The following is a 21,704-nucleotide window of genomic DNA, read 5'->3' as shown; positions in this document are numbered from 1 at the left end:
AATTTTAGATTGGAATTTTCCCTGCGTTCATCGCTGCGACTTAGGTTTAAAGGTTTGCAAGAGTGGAGTGGGTTTGAAGATAGGAGGCAACTCTTGGATCGGCTAACCTTATGTGTGGCTGCGCCACGTACTGGAGCGTCTGCCAATGGCAAGTTTGGTTGAAGATTACGAAGCCTTGTTGCCGTGGAGCTGTTCACCCACAATGCTAGCTGAGCGCGCCACCCTTATTGAGTTTAGTGGGGTTTATGGAGCGCTTACAAAAGATCGTCATCAAAGCGGGCGTGGAACTCACCGTGACGGCGGGCTGAAGCTTCATCAAGGTCGACGCCAGCTGAATACCTTGATTGACCTCGATCGTGAGGGGCAACGCTGGAGGCTCTGCAGAAAGCGGGATCGGCATCAGGCCTCTGGTACGCAGATAGCGACAAGGCGGGGCGTTTGATGGATCAGGGATTGATGAATACGCCGCCTGAGAAGGTTGAACCGAAAGCTTTTTGGTGCTTTCTGCGTAAAAAGGGTTTCTTGATGAAGAACAATTTGGTTTTCCGGTTTGCCATGGCTCTCTCACTACTTAGCGCTTTTACTGTGGTGACTGAGGCTGCTAGCAGTGGCCAAGTGCTCTGCCCTTCGAAGGATATTTCCACGTTTGTGGGCGTATTTGCCGAGGATGCGGCCTTTCAAAAGCAGTTCACTGTTTACCCTCTCAAAAAAATAATGACAATAGACGCTGAACCAGAGCCTAAGCAGGAAACCCAGCTGATTACAAAGGGAAGTGTGTCGTTCCCACTCATCCCAGAGAAAAGAGTACGCACGGAACGTGGGCTGACGCTTGAGGTAATTGATAATGACCAGAAGACAGCCACGGTTAAGCTGGAAAAGCCCGATACAGGCTATCTAGTCCTATACGTGTTTAAGTTAAGCAACTGCTGGTTTTTAGAAGAAGTCGAAGATTATTCGCTTTGACGCTTGGTTGAAAAGAAATTTATATGTCTTTTGCCAAGGTTATGCTTCGGGGTCTGCCTCCGGTAAATGGTATACAGCCACACATGAATGGGTACTATAGCGAGGAAAGTCCTACCCGGCGCGTTGATCAGTCCGGAGGTTTGGCGGAACGAGCGTTCGGCCGCTGGAGGTAGCCCGGCACGGTTGGAGCAGGTAGGTTCTTCGGTCAGCTTTCAGTTCCCTATTCGAAAAACGGGAGGCTCGCAGTTCAAACGAGCAGAAAAAACGCCACGAAATATCGCACTGACGCTTTTAGTAGGCGTATGGGTATCATCAAAGGGCTGACATACACCGCGAGTATGAGCGGCGAAATGGCTACGCGTACGAATACGAACTACAACATGATTATCGAAGGGCACTTCTGTGATTTCTAAGAAAACGTTATTCGCTGTTGTTTTTACGTTTGTCTCTTCTGCGAGCGCTGAAGCAGATAAAGTCGTATGTGATCCGGATAGTCATTTGTGTTCTATCCAAATTGATAAAAATTATTGTGACGATGGTGAGATTGCTACTTCGAGATGGGACATATTGAGTGGAGAGTATGTGCTAAGCTGTGAGTGTGACTGCACTGCGCAAGAGAACCGCTTTTGGATTATAAGTCCGAGTGGAGGTGTTAAGTCTCTTGAAGCGAGCAAAGTAACGAATTCAGTCGATTTAGTTAAGCATAAGAAAGGTGTGTCTGATACTTTCGGGGTAGTTCCTTTTTGCAGTGCAATGCTGTCACGTTCGAACGGGTTTATTTTTCTTGAAAAGACACCAAGTAATGCGTATGTTAGCGCACCTTATTGCTACTCATTGATAAAGAAAGATTCAGCAGGGACTTGTCAGTCTGAAACTTGCATAGATAAAGAAAAAATTGTCACGGATTTTGCAAAGAAATACAATGAGCAGTTTTTAACTGAGTTTAAAAATGCTACTTCCCGGCTATACAAAGAGAATGCCAGATTTGCCGACTTTCCAAAGAGGTCATTTGTGAAGCTTTACTTAGATAAGTATGGGTTTTCCAAAAATAATCAGCAAATACTCAATGATACAGCCTATTTTTGGCAGCAGGCCAATTACAATGGTGATGCAATTTGGTTGCTTGAGAAAATAATTGATAATAACCCCGAAAGAGTGGTCGCATATTTAAATCTTGCAGATGCCTATTGGTCGGAAGGCGAAAAACAAGCTGCACAAAAAAACTACAATACCTATGTTTCTATTATGATCCAACAGGGCAGGCAGCAAAAAATACCTAGCCGGGTAATGGAACGTTATGATCCAAGGTGGTAACAAGGAAGTATTAATAAAAACCAAAGAAACTACTGTGAACGCTAAAAGAATTTTGAAACTATATACAAAATTAAAAAGATGTTGAAAACGTTTAAACGTCAGGGGCTTATTGCTTTTTTCTGGGCTAAGTATTCCTGGCAATTGGGTTGTGGATAGTCCGTCAAAAGAACAACTGCATCCGCTTGTGGTAGCCTCATCGGGGCGGCGAAAGGTTTCGGTGTTTTTTCTGAAGAACAACTTGAAATAAAAAGTACGTAATATTCCTGTCGCACACGCAGAAATCTTCTACACACTAACTAATGGTGATCCGCAACCTGAACTATGTTTAGTAAGTTGAAGGTGAAGAGATAGTATCTGTGTTTTTTTGAAAGAAAGTTAGTGAAAGTTCTTGGCAAGTCAGTGTAAGTGCTTATAAGAAGCTATGTCGAGCATAAGGTGTTTCAAGGTTTGATATTTTCAACCCTGGAAATGCTCATTATGATAGAGGTGGATAAAATGTCTGTGAAATGCTTTGCAGGGAGATCCAATGGATGCCGCTCTCCAAAATTGCAATGAAGGGCAGGATCTGGTAACGGGAAAGGAGTTGATCGTGATAAAGGTTTGCGTACGACTTTGATGGCTTTTTCGTTGCTTTCTAAGCAGGCCAATTCCCACAAATCGTTATGGGTCGAATATTTACGGTATTCAGGTCGGCACTGAGTTTAAAAATGGTGTTGACAGTTCAAGGTTTATTAAATTCTTAAAGGTGGTTTAAGTGTAAAAAGATATGGAAAACGCATCAGCAGTTGGATTTTGGAAAGAGTTTCATTTGTGGTTTGCGCACCTAGGATAACGATCTTCGATCACACGCTCATCCAACTGTGCAGAAAGCTTTTGATGCTATACTGAGCCAACATCCTTAGGTTCGGAAAGGAGTTTTCGGAGCTTGAATAATGAATAAGCTTGTCGTTGTTTTGTTGTTCCTATGGCCCTTCACGGCGCATGCTGAAACTAAAAGTTTTAAGCTTGATCCTGAATTTATGGGCGCCTCACAGTTAGTGTTTGCCTCCGAAAGTGTCAAAGGACACGAGGTGCTGAAAGGATGGGTTATAAGCGGTGAAGGCCAAAAGTATAACGTGCCTGACGTATGCGAACCTGAAGGTGGCGTGGCAGAGATAAGCGATGCTTACGTAGTTAATGGCAAAGCTCGTTACTTTGTTTTCACCTGTTCTTGGTCTGTTTCGCACCCGGGCATCGGTTTAAAAGGAATCCAATATGAGACCTTTATATACACTGGGAGCTCCTTTGGTTCATTAAAAAAGGAAACAATGTTGTCTGGGGCTCTTTCAGGGTACGAAGGAAGTCTAGAGGAGGGTGGGTACAGCTACGCGTGGTACGTCGTACGTGATATTGCTAGCAAAAAAATTATTGAATTAGAGAGAGGCAAAACGGACGACTCGCTCACATTGGCACGTGATATTGCTTTGGTTAGATTAAAAAGTAATGATTATAATGCTGTTAAAGCGTATCTAGAACCTGTAAGAATGAGTCAGTTGCTTAAGGGGTCACCGATTAATAATTCTAACGTTACCATCTATAATGATTTGGGGTTTGCGTTAGGTCAATCTGAAAGCTTTGAACTTGCATATAAGGTTCTAAGTGAGGTGGAACGTGTTTCGCCTGATAGGATGGTTTTAAAGCTGAATATTGCAGATGTTTTGTGGGGGATCGATAAGCGCAAAGCTGGTGTGTATTATAAAGAATACGCTAAATTGATGAGAGAAGCTGGCAAGGAGAGGTTAATACCTAGGAGGGTTTTGGAGCGCATGCAATAGCCTAGTCGTGTTGAGTACGATATTGGCGTATTTGCGCAGTTGAAAATAATCCAGTAAATTTGACACGGCAGGTGTTGATGAATGCACCGCATGAGAAAATGGAATCGTGCGCTTTTAGTGTTTTCCAAGTAATCAGGTCTGCAGCAAAGGAACTGTTGAGTGCCAAATTCTAGCTTTAAATGGCTAATCTTGCTCACTGTAGGGATGAGTTCAGGCGCTTTTGCAGCTCAATGCCCGACTCAGGACTTTGTCGGGTTCGTAAAGGAATTCTCCGCTAATCCGGAAGTGCAGAGAGCCTTCACTGCCTCTCCTGTAGTCCGGCAGACGGTCGAGCCGAAAGGGTCAGCTTATCGGGTGGTGTCAAGGCCGTTTCAAGCTGTTGATTCATCAACCCTGTCATTATTGGCTCCTGAAAACGCTCAGAAACCTAGGCCGAGCACGACGGTTCAATTGCCGAATCAAGTCTATACACGTGACAACAAAGGCAAGGTTTTGAAGATATTCACCTTCAATCATGGCGATTGCTGGACTCTGAACCGTGTTGAAGACTGGTCGCTCGAAAAAGTGCTCCATGCTCAAGATCCAAGCGGTGAGCTATCGCTGGCTTCAAGAGCCTACAAGCGTGGGGAATTGTTTAATCAGTTGGGCATGGAGACCCAGTCTCAGTCATCAGCTCAACTTTACGTATCGGCATTGGACAGCTACCTGGACGGTGCGGAGCAAGGTTCTGCAGAGTCTGCTTTTGCTGCCGCTGCAATCAGCTTGTCTGGTCAAGCGCCCCGTCTCGAAAATAAGAAGATTCTTGGATTGCTTATCGACGCCTCCAAGAGCATTCCTGAGGCAGGAGTAGCGTTGGCTGACTTCTACTGCAGCGAGGGGCATAGCGAGGAGGCGCGAGCGTGTTTGAACCCTGAAAAATCGCTGGACGCTCTTGTAACGGCCGCACGTTCAGGTGCTCCTTCTGCGTTGATCCAGTTGGGGAGCGCCTACGAAGTCGGCGCCATTGTGTCAAACGACCTACCCCGAGCGATGGCCTGTTATGAGGAGGCCGAGAAGGCAGGGCATGAGGCTGCATCCTTAAACGTGGAACGGCTTCGCGAGAAAGGTATTATCTTAGACAACAACACTCACTGTGTTAAAGCAGAACGCTTCTGATGAGCACTGGATTACTCGAACCTTGCGTCGGTCAAAAAAAATACCGAATTCTATGAAGAGCAATTTAAAATGTCCAATAATGGGTAAAGCGATAGGTGGTGGCAATGTTTGATAAACGAGCGCTATTGTCTTGGATTATAGTTTTTCCATTTTGGATCAACCATCCCGCGCTGGCTGTTGAGAGAGCAGCGAGCAATCAAATAGTAACGTTTAAAAATGTCGATCTGGTGCCAGGTGTTACCGAGCAGAAAATTGTAATCACAGAGAGCGACAGCGGTGCGGAGGTGATCGCTATTGGTAATAGGTTAGGAAAAAAAATTGTAACTTTTGAGTCAAGTAAGTTGCTGCCGAACGTAAAAAACAAGTATTCCCCTGCAAGCTTTGATGGGTTTAAAATTGAATTTTTCAAAGGTAAAGACAAACTGCTGAGCGCCGTCGATGTTCAGGGTAAAGTTACAGACTATAATTACAATGGGCCTTCAGATCAGGGCGTTTTGAATTTGGTTACGAAGGAAGAAGATAATGCTTCCTATGTATTCAATATCCAGTTTCAGTATGATGAAAAACAAAAAGAAATAAGAGTGAGTCGAGTTATATATGTGGCTGCTAACGAGTCATGCGACAGATCGGTTCTGAGCGCTTACGTGTTAGCGGGCACAAGCCTAGAGGGTAGAGTGTTAGACGATTTTGACGGATCTGAAGCTTTTGACTATTTAAAGCGCGTTCACTTCAGTGTTCAATCCGGTGGACAAGAAGCGAAGAAGTTAATGCCGAACTCAGTCGCAATAGATATTAGTAATGCATTAAGCGCTTACAGAAAAGAGGATAAGAAGGAGCTTGATCAGTTGATGAGCGCTTTGCTTGCTGATGGAGGCAAGGATGAGGATTGTGCTCCGGAGCGGTACATCGTGCAGAAATACTATTTCAAAGATAAGGTTGCTTGGTCTAATGATGTAGGTTTTTTGTTTTCTGAGTCTGGGCATTACGCTGAGGCGGTTGAACTTTTGAGACGAGTAGTCTTGGATAATCCAGATAGAAAAGTCGCTTATCTAAATTTGGCGGATGCCTATTGGGGTATGAATAAGAAAGTTGAAGCAAGAGAAAACTATCAGAAATACCACATGCTCATGCTGGCGGCTGGAAAGAAAATAAAACTTCCAGAAAGATTAAGTGTAAGAATGGCTGGTGATTAAGGGCTGCTTATTAGTTTAGAGCACGCTTCGTGGTGCGGTAAACTAGTTAAGACGTTGGTAGGATGGTTTAACTAAAGGAGCAGTATCTGTGATCACCCCTAGATTTATCACTGTTGCCTGTTTTTGTTTTTCAATGCTTTGCACGCCTTGGGCGCAAGCAGATGAGGAAAAAACAGAAACAACTTTATGTAGCGTTGGTGAGAAAATTTATTTTAGTTGTGCTTTTTTCGGATGAGAAAATAGTTTCTATCTGTGCTTGCGGTAACATCAGTCCTTATACTGGATACGTTCAGTATAGATATGGCACTCCAAACGATATTGAGATGATTTTCCCCCAGGAAAAGATTCCACCCGAGAAAAGAATTTTTGTGGTGAATGCTTCCGAAGGAAGCGTGAGTAAAGATTTTATCAAGGAGTGGAAGCTATACCTACCTTGTCTCACAGATGTCAGCGAGTAATTTAACTGTGATAAAAAACGGAAAAGTGGTTCTGAGGAATTATGTGATAAGTGCGGAAATAAAGTCATAAGCCGAGAGGTTAGAGAGGGTATTGAGAACGTGCCTAAAAGTGCCGAGGATTTCAAATTAACTATTGCAGGGAATTCCATTTGCGAGCTTATGTGTTAATTGCAAAAGAATTTGTTTCGCCCTACCTGGTTATCCAGATTTTAGACCCCAGTAAAGCCTGGCATGTCGTATCTGAAGAAAATATTTGTAGCTTGGGTTCGAAATCGTTGCTGGATGATTTTGCTTTTGCGGAGACGAAGAATACTGTCCTCAAGCGGCGGTATCAGTTTTGATTTGGATGTTACACCCCTGACGCCGATTGAAGATGAGTCTTACGCTTGCGTCATTCCTGTCTCAAATTATACGATAGACAAACTTGAATGCTCCAAAAGCGAAGGCTGAGCAAATAGAGTTTTTTGTTATTTTATTGCGTCGTCAATGTTTGGAGCATAGATTGAAATGAGCGTGACGAATTTCCCTGGTAAAATACTGTATCAATTGGCATCGCTTTTCGTGTTCGTGACCTCAGCATGCGCCGCTCAAAGTGATCCAGACAGTTTAGGCGTAACATTGTGCGCGGCAGATGAAGATATCTATTTCAGTTGTCCTTTGCCGGGGGATAAGATCGTATCAATATGCGCATCCAACAACACCAATCCCATCTCTGGGTATGTTCAATATCGCTACGGTACGGCGGACCAAATAGAAATGTACTATCCTGATAAAAAGGCTCCACCAAATAATCGGTTTTCCCTGATGGATGCTTCAGAAGGTAGTGTTAATAAAAATATTATCAAATTCAAAAATGGGCAATATACATATCTGTTGTCGCAGGCATTTGTGAGTTACCTGACTGTGCTGAGAGGCGAAAAAGTGGTACTGAGACGTACGTGTAATGAGGGCGGGTATGCATTTATCAGTCGGAAAGCTGAGCAGGGTATCTATTCCGTTAAGAAAAGCGATGAAGACTTTCGTTGAGCGCTACGTTTTAGCTTCAGCGAGTTGAATGAGCTACCCGATCTAAATGAGATAGCTGAATTAAGGTTTTATGACAAAGGGATAGTCAATGTTTATCGTCAGCAGTCCTCCCCTTCCCATGCCCCTAAAGGCTGTTCTACTTACTTTACTTCTTTTCACCTTATCCGGTTGTTCACATACAACGCTGGAGGACCAGTTCAACGGAATTGAGGTGTGTGGGCTCAAGAATATATATCTTGATCAGGTAACAAACACACCGACTGGCGCCTATTTCACCGAACGGGGGCTCAAGCCTTGCCGCATTGATGAAGTGGCGTTCTATTGTCTGAGCGACACGTTCTATGGCCTGCCAGTCAACGAGGTTGCCATCCCGTACCTTGGGCCTTTCAGCGTCCACGCAATCTATTTTAGAGCTTCCCCTGCCACGGTAAAATCAGTATTGCAGGCTAAGCGTGTAGGCATTGTGCTCAATAATAGTGACGGGCGTTCACCCAAGTTAATTGAGAATCCTAAGCAAAAAGGACAGTCTGTTTTATACTGTGATAAGTACAGCGAGTGAAAACGTGTTTAAAGTATGATCGATAGGTGCAGAAGATGAAGTTTATGAACGTGTTGTTAGCGATACTCTTTACTCAATGCGCTTTTTCTACGGCTGCCTGTGAACGTCCTAATGGCAAAGCCTTTGACTCGCTAAGTGTAGGTGATGGCGCTATAGTTTTTGATTTTGTTTCTGTGGATGATCACTCCGGGATTGCACGGTCTGGTGACCAATTAGGCATAAATGTATACCATGTAAAGTGCAGTGATGAAACGAAATCACTCCTTGGTGACCTGCCTTACCTAGCAGCAACTGGCTTGGTTAGAGCAGCTTTCCTTGCAGACACGGGTAGTGGTTCGGAACTCTTCGTTATTCACAGCGTAGACATTCGTTCGGATGCAGGTATGAGATATTCTAGCGATTATTATTCTGTACATGTCTACAGACCGACGGCTTCTGGCTACACCAAAGATGAGCGTCTTTCCAGGTATTTTGGAGACGGTGCAGATGTTTTGAATGAGGATTATAAGCGTGAGTTATATACATTTCCTTATAAAAATCAGCTGTCTATTTTGGCATAGCTGAACTCTGATGCCTACCGACGATGGCGTTCAGGTTCTTCAGTGAAGCTTGTAATCAATACGAAAGCGTTTTTGCATGAAGCGCCGACGCTTGCAGATAAAACCCGGATGTATCTTGTCGCAGGTGACCAGGTCCAGCAGATCGGCGTTGAAGCGGGGTGGTTGTCGGTTTCTTATAGAACTGTCAAGGGTAAAGTCATTGATGGATGGATTCAATGCAGTGACGCGGATGGTTGCTGAGGAAGCAGCCGTTATTGTTCGGACCCGAGAATCTAACCAGAATTGTTATTTACCAGAGCGCCATCGATGAAGCCTTACTTTTTTACTTTCTTGATTTTTCTGCTGTCTTCAAAAGCGCTGGCCGGGGAACTCTGCAAGGAGTTGATCCCTGATGAGGCCGCGCTATTTCAGTCTTACGATCTGGGTAAGGATTTTGCATGCTTATACAACACGTCCGACACCGATGAATACGCGACCCTGAGCTTTTATTCAAAACAAAAAAACGCTTCCAGGTTGATTGCTTCCAATAAAAGTTTGATCACCGCCAATGATGCTCGCGATCAGATGAACGTGCCTGATATTAATAAGTCGGACAATGGTTCTGTTCAGCTCCTGTGGAGCTACCCGAACGGAGTCGACTGGCTTAAGCTGTCATTCTCAAATGGAGAGCTTTATCTGGTTAATGCGGGAAAGGAGTTACGTCTACCTGTCTCTTTAGTCGAGGGTGAAGTAAATTCACTCGTTTTGGTCAACGTGGCTAAAGGATCCAGTACCGTTCCGTTCTCGAAAATTAACCGTGATCAGGTTTTTGATAAAAATGCATTATCGCTTGAGCCAGGAAGTTTTGCTGCGGCAGTAAGCCAGGATAAAGCCACGTTATATATTGATGCTTCGGAAGGCTCGCGGACCAAAGGCTATCTGATCAAGGGTGATCGTGTGCGTATTTTGGAATATCGCTTTGGCTTCTTGAAGATCGCATACGAAAGTAAAAGCGGGGCTGTTTTACATCGATGGGTCGAATTGTCTTCGGTGATATAGTCCTTCTCATAAGTCGTACCAGCAGGAGATGTTAAATGGTGTCGTTAGCCTTATCAAACGCGTTGTTTGCCGGGTTATGTATTCTGAGCTTGACGGGTGCTGCGTTCGCTGACAGCGACTGTAATGTCAACGAAATATCCAATCCGGATATTATTACTTGTACCCAAGCGTCTTATGCCAAATTGGATAAAGTATTGAACGCGCAGTACAATTCGCTGCTTTCTGAGCTGGACTCGCCTTCCAAGTCTGAGCTGCTCTCCACACAGAAGGCGTGGGTCACGTTAAAAGAGGAATATTGTGACGACCTGAAGCACTCGGGTGCTGAGTCCCCCGTGGAAATTATTTCCTGTAAAACGCAATTCACAAGCTTTCGCTTGAGCGAGCTTATTTATCTTCATACAGGCGTTGTGGGAGATGGATTCTACAAGGCTGTTTCGATGGTAAATAACAATGTAACATCCTTCGATTACGCCAAGGCTTTTGAATACGTTAGCGGGGACAGCGATTTTGGCGCTTTGTGGAAGGATTACGCAGGGAAGAATTGTGCCATGACGAATAAGTTGTACGGTGAATCGCTGAAAGGCTGTATGGCAAGGATGAGATTTCAAACGCCCATTTATTGATAGGGCAATAATAGCGCGTCAATAAATCATGTTTGAATGTTTATGGTTCGCTATGTTTTGTCGGCGGCTCCTTTTCAGATTTTTTGAATTTATGCGATTGCAGGGTGATTGAATGTTTAATCGTGAAATGATGACCGTGACCCTGTCTCTTTCATGCTCCATGCTATGTCACGCGAACACGGATCCAGTTGATATTGTCGGGATTGGCGGTAGCACGCTGCACTTCAGTCATTTCAACGAAAAATTCGGTGGCTGGAGTCATGTGGAATATAAGTCCCCCACACATCGTTTCCTTCTATATGCACCGCCCGACGGGACTGTCGATTCCGGTATAGGCGTTGTAGCTGGATCTGATAACAGCATGGTATCGCCAGATAAAAAGAACGTGCTCATCCAGCGTACAGCAATCGGCTATGTCGAAGATCCGCAAGGCAATCGTATTGTTTCTGAGCAAACCCACTGTGATGTGATCTCTCTGAAGAGCGGTTGCGCCAAAAATCTCGGCTCCGCGATTCAGTGTGACGGAGAATGGGTTGGCGATGCATGGAAAGACAGTACAGGCCATTTGTTTGATTTTTCAACATCAGGATCTTCGCCTCAGGAGGTTAGAAATCAGGCGTCGAAATTGTCCTCTGCCAGGCCCCGCGCGCTTTCGTTGAGCGACACGCTGTTTATGGGGGGGCCGTCATACATGGCGTGCTATCCGGTAGACGAAGATATTGCTGCTTACAATGATCTTGGTTTCTACTTCGCCGAAGGTGGAGAGCATCTTTGGGCCATGCAGATTTATGAAAAGTTACTGGATCTGGCGCCAAGAAGAATTCCTCTGCAGCTGAATGTCGCGGACTCGCTTTGGGCGCTGGGTCGGCACGACGATGCCAAATCTCACTACGCCATTTACCGTGATGCCATGCTGACAAAAGCCCCTGCAAACAGGATCCCGGACCGTGCCGAGCTGCGGCTGAAATAGGCTCCACGCAGTTCGTTCTGCAGGACAGGTCATGACCCCATCAAGGAAGACCGAAATTGGGCAAACAATCCCGCAACAAGCCAGGCCCCCTCGACCCAAAGCTGATGTATTTCTACGCCCCGTACACCTTTCGCGCCCGCTACTTTCCGATGTTCATGTTTTCCATTTTCATGTGCATTTTTTCGCTGGCCATCACGACAAGCATCATCACGCAGGCCTGGTTTGCTCATGACCGCGATGCTTCCATGGATGCCTTCAAGCTCATGATGGGCACCAGTGTGATCATGTCAGCCGGGGGCATTTTGCTGGCAAGAGGGCGGCTGTGGGGGATGTGGGTGTTGGTGGCTTTGCTGGCAATCTGTCTGGCAGCGGTGCTGGTGACCTGGGCTTTGCCTGATCGGCGTGTCGATGTGATCAGTTCGATGCTGGGCGTGCTGTTTCCGTTGCTTGGCTTTTTGTCGTTGAACAGCAAGCGTCACCGGGAGTTGCGTGAGCAGTTTGTGTTCAATCGCGCTCAGCGCAAGGTGTTACGTGAAGAGTACAAGCTCAGGGATGCGCGTAAGCGCCATATCGAGAGTCGCAGGGCCATGCTGCGCGAGAGGAAGGCGAGCCGTCGATAGCGGGGGCGTTTTCGACAGGCAACAAAAAACCCGCCGAAGCGGGTTTTCCCAAGACCATCCCGACTTCCTGTCGGACGCCTCCTAGGCGATGGTCGATCATCCTTGATCCTGGTGAGCTCCCTGCTCACCACTTGTTGGATCCAATATTACGGCTCTTGTTGTTGGACAAAAATAGCCAACTACCCCTAGGGCGTGTAAGCCTTTGGCTATACGAGGCCGTTGCAGCCCTGTTCCTGCATCCAACATGCCGTGGGAATGTGACAAGTGATGCGTGGGAGGAGGAAGGCGTACATATTTTGATCAGTCGTTCATGACGCTTCACAAATCGCAGGCAATAAAAAACCCGCCGAAGCGGGTTTGTACCAAGACCATTCCAACTCCCTGTCGGCTGCCTTCGTGGCGATGGTCGATCGTCCCTGATCCTGGCGAACTCCTTGTTCACCAGTTGTTGGATCCAATATTACGGCTATGTCATAGGTTCAAAAATAGCTGATGGCTCATTAGCGTGTAAGCCTTTCGCTATACCTGCGTGGGATTTAGTCGAAGGTCGGGTGATGCAGTCCTGCCTGCGCAAGCTATAACTGAGCACAGCAGAATCACGAAATCACCGGCCCGCTGGGGTCCAGAGCTAATAATTCGCCAGGGTGTGTCTATGTCGATCTTCCATCAGGGGCTGTCCAAAGGCCCGGCCAACCACATGGCGCTTACGCCGCTGAGTTTTCTTGAGCGTACTGCCGCGACCTACCCGGATTATCCGGCGGTCATCCATGGCGCGGTCCGTCGGGACTGGGCGCAGACGTATCGCCGTTGTCGTCAGCTCGCTTCAGGGTTAAGCCAGTTGGGCGTGCAAAGCGGCGATACGGTTGCGGTGATGCTGCCCAATATTCCGGCAATGCTTGAAGTGCATTTCGGGGTGCCGATGCTGGGGGCGGTGCTCAATACGCTGAATGTGCGCCTGGATGCGTCTGCCATCGCTTTCATGCTCGGGCACGGCGAAGCCAAGGTGTTGATCGCTGACCGGGAGTTTCATGCGGTGGTGCATGCGGCACTGGCCATGCTGGAGCATCCGCCGCTGTTGATTGACGTGGACGATCCTGAATACGGCGAAGGGCGGGCACTCAGCGAGCTCGACTATGAGGCACTGCTCGCCGTGGGCGATCCCGAGTTCGAGTGGCAGTGGCCTGAGGACGAATGGGCGCCGATCTCCCTGAATTACACCTCCGGCACGACCGGCGATCCCAAGGGGGTGGTCTATCACCATCGCGGCGCGTTTCTGAACGCCATCGGCAATCAGATGGCGTGGGGCATAGGTCTGCATCCCGTCTATCTATGGACGCTGCCGATGTTTCACTGCAATGGCTGGTGTTATCCGTGGACGATCACTGCGCAGGCCGGTACGCACGTATTCCTGAGGCGGGTCGATCCGCAGAAAATCATCACACTGATCAGCGAGCACAAGGTCAGTCATCTCTGCGGGGCGCCCATCGTGCTCAATGCGCTGGCCAATCTGCCCAATGCCGCGGACGTCTCGTTCGGGCACGCGGTCAATGCGATGACCGCCGGTGCTGCGCCGCCTGCCCGGGTGATTGCGTCTGTCGAGGCGATGGGCATCTGTATTACTCATGCCTATGGCCTCACTGAGACCTATGGTCCGGTCACCGTCTGTGCCTGGAAAGCGGAGTGGGACGAATTACCGCCTGACGAGCGTGCGTCGCTGAAGGCGCGTCAGGGCGTGCGTTACCCGACGCTTGAAGGCGTCATGGTCGCCGACCCGCATACCCATGAGCCGGTGCCGAAGGACGGCCAGACCATTGGCGAGATCTACATGCGCGGTAACACGGTCATGAAAGGCTATCTGGGCAACCCGGCCGCGACAGACAAGGCCTTCGAGGGCGGCTGGTTTCATTCCGGCGACCTGGCCGTCTGGCATGCCGACGGTTACCTGGAGATTCGCGATCGCAGCAAGGACATCATTATTTCTGGCGGCGAGAACATTTCGACCATCGAGGTCGAGGGCGTGCTGTATCGCCATCCTGCCGTTCTTGAGGCGGCAGTGGTGGCCAGACCCGACGAGAAGTGGGGCGAGACGCCGTGTGCCTTCGTCACACTCAAGACCGGCTGTGACGAGGTGACGGGCGAGCAGATCATGCGTTTTTGCCGCGAGCACCTGGCAGGTTTCAAGGTCCCGAAAACCGTGGTGTTCACACCGCTGCCGAAAACCTCGACCGGCAAGATCCAGAAGTTTCTGCTACGGGACTGGGCGAAAAATGGCCAGACCGATCAGGGCGTAAAGGTCGCCGCTGCTTCGCAATAACGTTGTTCGGCGTTTCTGCTTTCCTGATCGCGGTCCCGGCTGGCGCGCTTGGTCCAGTCCCGACATTCTTCGCGGAAATTGACCTGAGCGGATCTGCGGCACTCGCGCCGCTCCACCGAGCGGGCGAGGAAGTTTTCGCACACGCTGTCGCCGTCGATGGTGTTGTCATAGACACGCCATTGCGCGCGATAGCGGTCGCGGCCGTCCCATTCGCGTATCGACACCGTTGCGACCTTGTAAGGGCGTGACGGACGGGCCGCGGGGCGAGCGGCATCGGCCTTGAATTCAGCCATGTAGGTTGCGGACACCATGCCTTTGGCCGGCTCGGCCTGAACGGCTCGCGGAACTTGTCCGAAGCGGCAGTTCAGAACGCTTTCGTCGATGACATTGCCGTTCTTCAGACAGTTATCCAGCGGTTGCACCGGGGCGTTTTGTGCCGCCGTGGTCGCAGGAGCAGGCGTCGGCACCACGTAAGGCTCCTGGCGCAAGGTCGCAGAAGGCGTGCTGGCAGGCAGTGCGGGCTCGGAGTCCGTCTCGGGTGTTTGCGCCTCAACGGCGGGCTGCTCAATGGCAGGAACAATGACCTTGGGCTTGCGCAGCTGCGAAGCAATCATGCCGCCGAGGCAGCCCACGACGATCAGACCTGCCAGCCATAGGCCGTAGGCGTGCGGCTTGCGAGGACGTGGCGTTGATCGCCGGGCCGGATGCGAACCCAACACCACATCGACCTGACCGGGCACCAGACGCTGGATGCGGATAATGCCGTCATCGTCAGGCTGCTGCTGATTGGAATTCATCCCTGCTCCTTGAGTCATCCATCGTACGCTGCCAGGTCTTGTCGCCGTGCAGCGGGCGCGAAACTTCAAGGATATCGGCGTTCGGCGAGATTTCTGAAATGTTTTAGAAGTGTATTCGCGGAGCCCGACAGGCTAAGGTCGAGTCCGTTTTGATTCACCACGGAATTTTGCCTATGCACGAGCGTCTTGAACAGGTTTTCGGTTACTCGCAGTTTCGTCCAGGGCAGGAGGCTGCGATCAGCGCCGTGCTTGCCGGGCGCTCTGCGGCAGCCATTTTCCCGACCGGCTCGGGCAAGTCCCTGTGCTACCAGTTGCCTGCGCTGATGTTGCCGCACCTTACGCTGGTGGTTTCGCCGTTACTGGCGTTGATTCAGGACCAGTTGGCGTTTCTGCAGCGTCACGGTATTTCGGCGGCAAGTATCGATTCAGCGCAGAGCCGGGAAGATGTCGCGCAGGTCATGGCGCGGGCGCGGTCCGGCGAGCTGAAGATTCTGATGATCTCCGTGGAGCGCCTCAAGAACGAGCGTTTCAGGCAGTTCATTACTCAAGTGCCGATCTCGCTGCTGGTGGTGGACGAGGCGCACTGCATTTCCGAATGGGGCCACAACTTCCGTCCCGATTACCTGAAACTGCCCGACTACCAGCGTGAGTTCAATATCCCGCAAGCCTTGCTGCTGACCGCCACGGCCACGCCGCAGGTAATCATCGACATGCAGGAGAAATTCGCCATCGCCCCGCAGGACGTGGTGACCACCGGTTTCTATCGCCCCAACCTGCACCTGTGGGTCGAGCCGGTTGCCGGACGCGACAAGCGTCGGCGGCTGGTCGAGTGGCTGAGCGAGCGAGGCGGGCAGCCGACTATTGTCTACGTCACGTTGCAGAAGACCGCTGAATACATCGCCGCGCATCTGCAGCAGAACGGACTTCCCGCGAGTGCCTATCACGCCGGTCTGCCGAACGATAAGCGTGAATCGATCCAGAAACAGTTCATGAGTGGCCAGTTGAACTGCATCGTGGCGACCATTGCCTTCGGCATGGGCATCGACAAGAGCGACATCCGCAACGTGGTGCATTTCGATCTGCCCAAGTCCATCGAGAACTACAGCCAGGAAATCGGTCGGGCAGGGCGTGACGGCGCGGCGTCCGATTGTCTGGTGCTGGCCAACCGCGACAGCCTCAACGTGCTGGAAAACTTCGTGTATGGCGACACGCCGGAGCGCGAGGGTATAGCACGGGTGCTGGACGACCTGCTCGCCGCGCGTCATGACGGGCAGTGGGAGTTTCTGCTGAACCCGCTGGCCGATCTCAGCAATATCCGCCAACTGCCGCTCAAGACCCTGCTGGTGCAACTGGAGCTGCGCGGGATCATCGCGCCGCGTTATGCGTACTTTGCCGAATACCGTTTCAAATTCCTTATCGAGCCCGCTGAGTTGATGGCGCGCTTCGAGGGCGAGCGGCGTCAGTTTGTCGAAGCTGTGATCCAGACCTCCAGCCGGGCGCGAACCTGGGCGACGGTAGACTTCGACGCGCTGTATCAGCAATACGGCGCCGAGCGCGGGCGTGTAGTCACGGCGCTGGATTACTTTCAGGAGAAGGGCTGGATCGAGCTGGAAAGCAAGCAGATGACCGAGGTCTACAGCCTGCTGCGCACCGACTTTGACCCGGATGCGCTGAGTAAAGAGTTGCACGTCTACTTCAGTGAGCACGAAACGACCGAGGTCGCCCGTATTCACACCATGCTGGAGGTGTTTGCCAGCGATCAATGCCTGACTCATCGCCTGGCCCGGTACTTCGGAGACGATAATGCGCCCGAGCGTTGCGGGCATTGTTCGGTATGTCACGGCCAGGTTGCCTACCTGCCAGAGACGCCCGCACTACAGCCGCTTGAGGACAGGGATTTTCAGCACCTGTGTGGCGATTTCATCCGCAAGCACCATGACTACAACGGCCAGCTACCCAGCGCTGAATGCCTGACGCGTTTTCTGTGCGGCATCAGCGTGCCGCTGTTCACCAAACTCAAGGCACGGGCGACCGCAGGGTTTGCCGAGCTTGAGGATTACCCGTATGCGCAGGTCAGGACGTGGGTGCAGGGTGGGATGGACTCCTAAACACTCTGCAATGTACTGAAAATACACGCATGCCTGCTTCTGCCCGGAGGGCGTAGGAGCTCTCGGAGGTTACGACGGCAGCAGCAGGCCCAGGTTTCGTCTGACACACCGCGTGTGCAGGTTTTGTTGCCGGTTCCCGGCAGATCGCCGGCAAGCCGCCTCCCACAGTCCGGTGTTTGCTGCGCGACAGCTACGTCGAAGACGTGGTGACGCCTGCACGGAGTATCAGCTCGCCGAATGCAAACCGGCCGCTCGAGAGCGGCCGGTCATTCATGCGTTTTGAAGATCAACGATCACGGTAGTAGTGACCACGATCATTCTTGCGATGACCGCGATATTTCTTACCGTGGCCGCGACGATCACCACGGTAACCGCGCTCGTCTTTCTGGCTTTCAGTGCCCATGTAGTTACCCAGCGCCGCACCTGCGGCACCACCACCAGCCGAGCCAACCAGGCTGCCTGTATTGCCGGCTACGCTGCGGCCTATCACGTTACCGCCTGCCGCGCCCAGACCGCCGCCAATGGCCGCTTCTGTGCGGTTATGACGGTTTGCGCCGACTGCACCACCGGCTGCGCCGCCGACGCCAGCGCCAATCGCTGAACCGGTGCTACCGCCGAGCTGCTGGCCGACGACTGAACCGAGTACCCCACCCAATGCTCCGCCTACGCCTGCCGTCACGTTATCGCCTGCAGAGGCGAAACCGGTGGTCAGGGTAAGAGACAACAACAGTATCGAGGAATACTTCATGTAGGGAATCTCATAGGGATGACGGCGCGATATTCGTGTCAAGTGAAGAATGTAGCAATGCAAATCCGACGAGTAACACGAATGCAACACAGAATGCTAAGTTATTGTTTTGGCTAAGGAACTTAAACCTGAAAACGCAGTCTGAGGTTACTTGTGAAAGGCCCGTTTCCAGCGAAACGGGCCTTTTTTGTGGGCGTCAGATAATCCGCGCCGACTCAGTGGAACGCTCAAGACGAATCGCCACGAACTTGGATGTTGGCGTGCTGCTGCCTTCGCCGACGCTTTCCAGCGGCACCAGAGGGTTGACCTCTGGGTAGTAGGCGGCAGCCTGACCGGTCGGGATGTCGAACGGCAGCAGGGTGAAGCCTTTGACGCGGCGTTCGCGTTTGTCGTCCCAGATCGAGATCAGGTCGGCTTTCTGGCCTGGCTGGAAGCCCAGACGAATGATGTCGGCTTCGTTGACGAACAGCACGTCGCGCTGACCTTTGACGCCGCGATAACGGTCGTCCAGGCCATAGATAGTGGTGTTGTACTGATCGTGCGAACGCATGGATTGCATGATCAGGTCCGGCACCTCTCCAGTCGAGCTGATGCCCTCGTGCAACAGAGTGCCTGGCAGCTTGTTGGGTTTGAAGTTGGCGCGGGTCGATGGCGTGTTCCAGCGACGTGCACCCGCCGCGTTGCCCAGATAGAAGCCGCCCGGATTCTTGATGCGCTCGTTGAAATCCTTGAAGCCCGGAATGGTATCGGCAATCAGGTCGCGAATGCGGTTGTAGTCCTCGACCAGCCACAGCCAGTCCACAGGCTGCTTGCCTAGCGTGGCGTTGGCGATACCGGCCAGGATCGCAGGCTCGGAGCGCATCTGCGACGACGAAGGCTGCAATTGACCGTTCGAGGCGTGAACCATGCTGAACGAGTCTTCCACCGTGACCGCTTGCGGGCCATTGGCCTGAATGTCGATGTCGGTACGACCGAAGCACGGCAGAATCAGCGCGTCCTTGCCATGGAACAGGTGGCTGCGGTTGAGCTTGGTGCTGATCTGGACGGTCAGGTCGCAGTTGCTCAGTGCTTCTGCGGTGCGATGGCTGTCAGGTGTGGCCTGGGCAAAGTTGCCGCCCAGTGCGATGAATACCTTGGAACGACCTTCGGCCATGGCGTGAATGGCTTCGACCACATTGTGGCCGTTCTCGCGTGGCACCTTGAACTGGAAGCGTTTTTCCAGCGCGTCGAGCAGGAACACCGGAGGGCGCTCGTTGATGCCCATGGTGCGGTCGCCCTGCACGTTACTGTGGCCGCGAACCGGGCACAGACCTGCACCCGGCCTGCCGATGTTGCCGCGCAGCATCATCAGGTTGGCGATTTCCTGAATGGTCGCCACCGAATGACGGTGCTGAGTGATGCCCATCGCCCAGCACATGATGACGTTCTTGCCCAGTGCGTACATGCGCGCCGACTGCTCGATGTCGGCAAGCGTCAGGCCGGACTGCTCGACCAGCTCGTCCCACGAGGTGTCATCGATGGCGGCCAGGTAATCCAGCACGCCTTCGGTGTGTTCGTTGAGGAACGCGTGGTCGAAGACCGACGGCGCGTCGGCAGCCTGTGCCTCGCGTTCCCATTGCAGCAGGAGCTTGGCCATGCCGCGCAGCAGCGCCATGTCGCCACCCAGAGCCGGGCGGAAGTAGGCGGTGTTGGTCGGGCGGTCGCCGTTGGTGAGCATTTCCACCGGGTGCTGAGGATGCTGGAAACGCTCCAGACCACGCTCCTTGAGCGGGTTCACGCAGACCACTTGCGCGCCTCGCTTCACCGCTTCACGCAGTGGCTCCAGCATGCGCGGGTGGTTGGTGCCGGGGTTCTGGCCGAGTACGAAGATCGCGTCCGCGTGTTCGAAGTCGTCGAAGGTGACGGTGCCTTTACCGACGCCCACGCTTTGCGACAACGCAACGCCGCTGGCCTCGTGGCACATGTTCGAGCAATCGGGGAAGTTGTTGGTGCCGTAGGCGCGCACGAACAACTGATACAGATACGCCGCCTCGTTGCTGGCGCGGCCCGAGGTGTAGAACTCGGCCATGTTCGGGCTGGGCAGGTTGTTCAGGTGTTTGGCGATCAGCGCAAAGGCCGCGTCCCAGGCGATCGGCTTGTAACGGTCGGTTTCGGCGTCGTAGACCAACGGATCGGTCAGGCGACCCTGATACTCAAGCCAGTAATCGCTCTGCTCCAGCAGCGAAGTGACGCTGTGACGGGCGAAGAAGGCCGGGTCGACGCGACGCTTGGTGGCTTCCCAGTTGACCGCCTTGGCGCCGTTCTCGCAGAACTTGACCATGCCGCTTTCCGGCGAATCGCCCCAGGCGCAGCCCGGGCAGTCGAAGCCGCCGTTCTGGTTGGTCTTGAGCATCATGCGCAGGTTTTTCAGCGCGTTGTCGCTGCCCAGCCAGGCCTGCGTCACGCTGATCAGTGCGCCCCAGCCGCCTGCCGCACCTTTGTATGGCTTGTAGCGAGGGGTCGGTGTCTTGTCGGCTTGGTGATGAGTGCTCACGCTTGAATCTCCATCGCAGGGCTATAGACCCGCGGCGCACTGTGCTGCGGCAGGTGAATTAAATTGAGGTTGTGCCGACGTGCCCATTGCAGGGCCAGGCCGGTGGGCGACGACAGGCTGACCAGTGTCTGGATGCCTGCGCGCAAAACTTTCTGAATCAACTCCAGGCTGCATCGGCTGGTCACGATGGCAACGCCACCGGCCAGCGGGATGTCCTGACGAACCAGCGCGCCGATCAGCTTATCCAGCGCGTTGTGGCGACCGATGTCTTCGCGGCCCAGCAGCAACTGGCCGTTGCCATCCATGTAGATGGCGGCATGCACCGCACCGCAGTGTCGGCCCAAGGGTTGGAATTCGCCGATGCGCTGACGCAGGCCTTCCAGCCACTGGATGGGTGGCAGCGGAGCGCCGGGCAGAACGTTCAGGTCCGGCAGCGCCTGCTCTACCGCTTCGACACCGCACAGGCCGCAGCCGCTGGTGCCAGCCAGTTGGCGGCGCTGTTGTTTCATTTCCCAGAAGGCACGGCTGGCGATTTCGACTTCGGCCTGCATCGCAGAGCCACAGCCGCTGAGCTTGAAGTCGTAGATTTCATCGCGAGAGGCAATGATTCCGCTGCCCAGACTGAAACCGACGATGAAGTCTTCAAGATCCGTCGGGCTGACCAGCATGACGGCCTGACTGATGCCGTTGTAGGCGATGGCCAGCGCCACTTCTTCAGCAAGCTCGGTGCGTGCGCCGTCCTGACCTTCGAGGGTCGCGTAGCTGTAGGACTGGCTGGCTTCGGGGGCGGGCGCGAAAGCAGACGCGGTGCCGACCGTGCGCTTGGCTTGCATGGGCATAGATACCGGCAGATTGACACCTGTAAGACTAGGCGTGTTGTCCGGTATCGTCTAATCGCTAGTTCCGATGCG

General features: G+C 51.9%; 20 protein-coding genes and 1 pseudogene. 17 read left to right on the top strand and 4 right to left on the bottom strand.

Annotation, left to right across the window (positions count from 1 at the left end):
• Positions 1 to 106: 106 nt before the first annotated feature.
• The 16 genes and pseudogenes from CFBP1590_RS28655 to CFBP1590_RS26325 form a co-directional block, all read left to right on the top strand.
• Positions 107 to 205, top strand: a pseudogene (locus CFBP1590_RS28655) (transposase domain-containing protein); the annotation flags it as partial.
• A gap of 251 nt (positions 206 to 456) precedes the next feature.
• Positions 457 to 963 carry a hypothetical protein gene (locus CFBP1590_RS26385; RefSeq protein WP_145958197.1) on the top strand — a complete coding sequence of 169 codons (507 nt, stop codon included), beginning with the start codon at positions 457 to 459 and terminating at the stop codon, positions 961 to 963.
• Positions 964 to 1,365: 402 nt separating this feature from the next.
• The gene (locus tag CFBP1590_RS27770; RefSeq protein WP_145958196.1) at positions 1,366 to 2,277 is read left to right on the top strand and encodes a tetratricopeptide repeat protein; all 912 of its coding nucleotides are present in this window, start codon (positions 1,366 to 1,368) and stop codon (positions 2,275 to 2,277) included.
• Positions 2,278 to 3,209: 932 nt separating this feature from the next.
• Positions 3,210 to 4,091, top strand: coding sequence for a tetratricopeptide repeat protein (locus CFBP1590_RS26375; protein WP_088236270.1), 882 nt, complete (start codon positions 3,210 to 3,212; stop codon positions 4,089 to 4,091).
• Positions 4,092 to 4,250: 159 nt separating this feature from the next.
• Positions 4,251 to 5,246: an SEL1-like repeat protein gene (locus CFBP1590_RS26370; protein WP_029244048.1), complete on the top strand. Its 996-nt coding sequence runs from the start codon at positions 4,251 to 4,253 to the stop codon at positions 5,244 to 5,246.
• 104 nt (positions 5,247 to 5,350) lie between these two features.
• Positions 5,351 to 6,439: a tetratricopeptide repeat protein gene (locus CFBP1590_RS26365; protein ID WP_050575467.1), complete on the top strand. Its 1,089-nt coding sequence runs from the start codon at positions 5,351 to 5,353 to the stop codon at positions 6,437 to 6,439.
• Positions 6,440 to 6,552: 113 nt separating this feature from the next.
• Positions 6,553 to 6,897, top strand: coding sequence for a hypothetical protein (locus CFBP1590_RS26360; RefSeq protein ID WP_050575468.1), 345 nt, complete (start codon positions 6,553 to 6,555; stop codon positions 6,895 to 6,897).
• A gap of 507 nt (positions 6,898 to 7,404) precedes the next feature.
• The gene (locus CFBP1590_RS26355; RefSeq protein WP_088236269.1) at positions 7,405 to 7,923 is read left to right on the top strand and encodes a hypothetical protein; all 519 of its coding nucleotides are present in this window, start codon (positions 7,405 to 7,407) and stop codon (positions 7,921 to 7,923) included.
• An 88-nt stretch (positions 7,924 to 8,011) separates the two neighbouring features.
• The gene (locus CFBP1590_RS26350; protein WP_050575469.1) at positions 8,012 to 8,482 is read left to right on the top strand and encodes a hypothetical protein; all 471 of its coding nucleotides are present in this window, start codon (positions 8,012 to 8,014) and stop codon (positions 8,480 to 8,482) included.
• Between the two features lie 35 nt (positions 8,483 to 8,517).
• Positions 8,518 to 9,042 carry a hypothetical protein gene (locus CFBP1590_RS27765; RefSeq protein ID WP_145958195.1) on the top strand — a complete coding sequence of 175 codons (525 nt, stop codon included), beginning with the start codon at positions 8,518 to 8,520 and terminating at the stop codon, positions 9,040 to 9,042.
• A gap of 42 nt (positions 9,043 to 9,084) precedes the next feature.
• Positions 9,085 to 9,282 (top strand): hypothetical protein, encoded by a 198-nt coding sequence (locus tag CFBP1590_RS27760; RefSeq protein ID WP_145958194.1) that lies wholly within the window; start codon positions 9,085 to 9,087, stop codon positions 9,280 to 9,282.
• A 66-nt stretch (positions 9,283 to 9,348) separates the two neighbouring features.
• Positions 9,349 to 10,080, top strand: a complete 732-nt coding sequence (locus CFBP1590_RS26345) for a hypothetical protein (protein WP_029244050.1) — start codon at positions 9,349 to 9,351, stop codon at positions 10,078 to 10,080.
• Between the two features lie 35 nt (positions 10,081 to 10,115).
• Positions 10,116 to 10,703 carry a lysozyme inhibitor LprI family protein gene (locus CFBP1590_RS26340; protein WP_029244051.1) on the top strand — a complete coding sequence of 196 codons (588 nt, stop codon included), beginning with the start codon at positions 10,116 to 10,118 and terminating at the stop codon, positions 10,701 to 10,703.
• 112 nt (positions 10,704 to 10,815) lie between these two features.
• The gene (locus CFBP1590_RS26335; protein WP_088236268.1) at positions 10,816 to 11,673 is read left to right on the top strand and encodes a tetratricopeptide repeat protein; all 858 of its coding nucleotides are present in this window, start codon (positions 10,816 to 10,818) and stop codon (positions 11,671 to 11,673) included.
• Positions 11,674 to 11,729: 56 nt separating this feature from the next.
• Positions 11,730 to 12,293 carry a CCDC174 family protein gene (locus CFBP1590_RS26330; RefSeq protein WP_088236267.1) on the top strand — a complete coding sequence of 188 codons (564 nt, stop codon included), beginning with the start codon at positions 11,730 to 11,732 and terminating at the stop codon, positions 12,291 to 12,293.
• Positions 12,294 to 12,945: 652 nt separating this feature from the next.
• On the top strand, positions 12,946 to 14,607 hold the full coding sequence (locus tag CFBP1590_RS26325) for an acyl-CoA synthetase (RefSeq protein ID WP_088236266.1): 1,662 nt from the start codon (positions 12,946 to 12,948) through the stop codon (positions 14,605 to 14,607).
• Here CFBP1590_RS26325 and CFBP1590_RS26320 read toward each other — a convergent pair.
• On the bottom strand, positions 14,574 to 15,404 hold the full coding sequence (locus tag CFBP1590_RS26320) for a hypothetical protein (protein WP_088236265.1): 831 nt from the start codon (positions 15,402 to 15,404) through the stop codon (positions 14,574 to 14,576). The two genes, CFBP1590_RS26325 and CFBP1590_RS26320, sit on opposite strands and share 34 nt — an antisense overlap.
• 173 nt (positions 15,405 to 15,577) lie before the next feature.
• Between CFBP1590_RS26320 and CFBP1590_RS26315 the strand changes: the two genes are divergently transcribed.
• Positions 15,578 to 17,512: a RecQ family ATP-dependent DNA helicase gene (locus tag CFBP1590_RS26315; protein WP_088236264.1), complete on the top strand. Its 1,935-nt coding sequence runs from the start codon at positions 15,578 to 15,580 to the stop codon at positions 17,510 to 17,512.
• A 286-nt stretch (positions 17,513 to 17,798) separates the two neighbouring features.
• Here the strand turns inward: CFBP1590_RS26315 and CFBP1590_RS26310 are convergent, their stop codons facing one another.
• From CFBP1590_RS26310 to fdhD, 3 genes are all read right to left on the bottom strand, one after another.
• Positions 17,799 to 18,260 carry a glycine zipper domain-containing protein gene (locus tag CFBP1590_RS26310; protein ID WP_088236263.1) on the bottom strand — a complete coding sequence of 154 codons (462 nt, stop codon included), beginning with the start codon at positions 18,258 to 18,260 and terminating at the stop codon, positions 17,799 to 17,801.
• 196 nt (positions 18,261 to 18,456) lie between these two features.
• The gene (locus CFBP1590_RS26305; RefSeq protein WP_088236262.1) at positions 18,457 to 20,793 is read right to left on the bottom strand and encodes an FdhF/YdeP family oxidoreductase; all 2,337 of its coding nucleotides are present in this window, start codon (positions 20,791 to 20,793) and stop codon (positions 18,457 to 18,459) included.
• The gene (gene fdhD / locus CFBP1590_RS26300; RefSeq protein WP_088236261.1) at positions 20,790 to 21,626 is read right to left on the bottom strand and encodes a formate dehydrogenase accessory sulfurtransferase FdhD; all 837 of its coding nucleotides are present in this window, start codon (positions 21,624 to 21,626) and stop codon (positions 20,790 to 20,792) included. Before fdhD ends, CFBP1590_RS26305 begins: the two co-directional genes overlap by 4 nt.
• Positions 21,627 to 21,704: the final 78 nt, after the last annotated feature.

The sequence above is a fragment of the Pseudomonas viridiflava genome, from assembly GCF_900184295.1.
GTDB lineage: Bacteria > Pseudomonadota > Gammaproteobacteria > Pseudomonadales > Pseudomonadaceae > Aquipseudomonas > Aquipseudomonas viridiflava.
Note: the sequence above shows the minus strand (reverse complement) of the source record. Positions and strands in the feature narration are given on the sequence as shown.

Bases quoted from the DNA above. Each gene is read 5' to 3' on its own strand.
- CFBP1590_RS26320 (WP_088236265.1), bottom strand. From the start codon at position 15,404: ATGAATTCCAATCAGCAGCAGCCTGACGATGACGGCATTATCCGCATC.
- CFBP1590_RS26365 (WP_050575467.1), top strand. From the start codon at position 5,351: ATGTTTGATAAACGAGCGCTATTGTCTTGGATTATAGTTTTTCCATTT.
- CFBP1590_RS26350 (WP_050575469.1), top strand. From the start codon at position 8,012: ATGTTTATCGTCAGCAGTCCTCCCCTTCCCATGCCCCTAAAGGCTGTT.
- CFBP1590_RS26310 (WP_088236263.1), bottom strand. From the start codon at position 18,260: ATGAAGTATTCCTCGATACTGTTGTTGTCTCTTACCCTGACCACCGGT.
- CFBP1590_RS27765 (WP_145958195.1), top strand. From the start codon at position 8,518: ATGAAGTTTATGAACGTGTTGTTAGCGATACTCTTTACTCAATGCGCT.
- CFBP1590_RS26345 (WP_029244050.1), top strand. From the start codon at position 9,349: ATGAAGCCTTACTTTTTTACTTTCTTGATTTTTCTGCTGTCTTCAAAA.
- CFBP1590_RS26325 (WP_088236266.1), top strand. From the start codon at position 12,946: ATGTCGATCTTCCATCAGGGGCTGTCCAAAGGCCCGGCCAACCACATG.
- CFBP1590_RS26340 (WP_029244051.1), top strand. From the start codon at position 10,116: ATGGTGTCGTTAGCCTTATCAAACGCGTTGTTTGCCGGGTTATGTATT.
- fdhD (WP_088236261.1), bottom strand. From the start codon at position 21,626: ATGCAAGCCAAGCGCACGGTCGGCACCGCGTCTGCTTTCGCGCCCGCC.
- CFBP1590_RS26355 (WP_088236269.1), top strand. From the start codon at position 7,405: ATGAGCGTGACGAATTTCCCTGGTAAAATACTGTATCAATTGGCATCG.
- CFBP1590_RS26385 (WP_145958197.1), top strand. From the start codon at position 457: ATGAATACGCCGCCTGAGAAGGTTGAACCGAAAGCTTTTTGGTGCTTT.
- CFBP1590_RS26335 (WP_088236268.1), top strand. From the start codon at position 10,816: ATGTTTAATCGTGAAATGATGACCGTGACCCTGTCTCTTTCATGCTCC.
- CFBP1590_RS26375 (WP_088236270.1), top strand. From the start codon at position 3,210: ATGAATAAGCTTGTCGTTGTTTTGTTGTTCCTATGGCCCTTCACGGCG.
- CFBP1590_RS26315 (WP_088236264.1), top strand. From the start codon at position 15,578: ATGCACGAGCGTCTTGAACAGGTTTTCGGTTACTCGCAGTTTCGTCCA.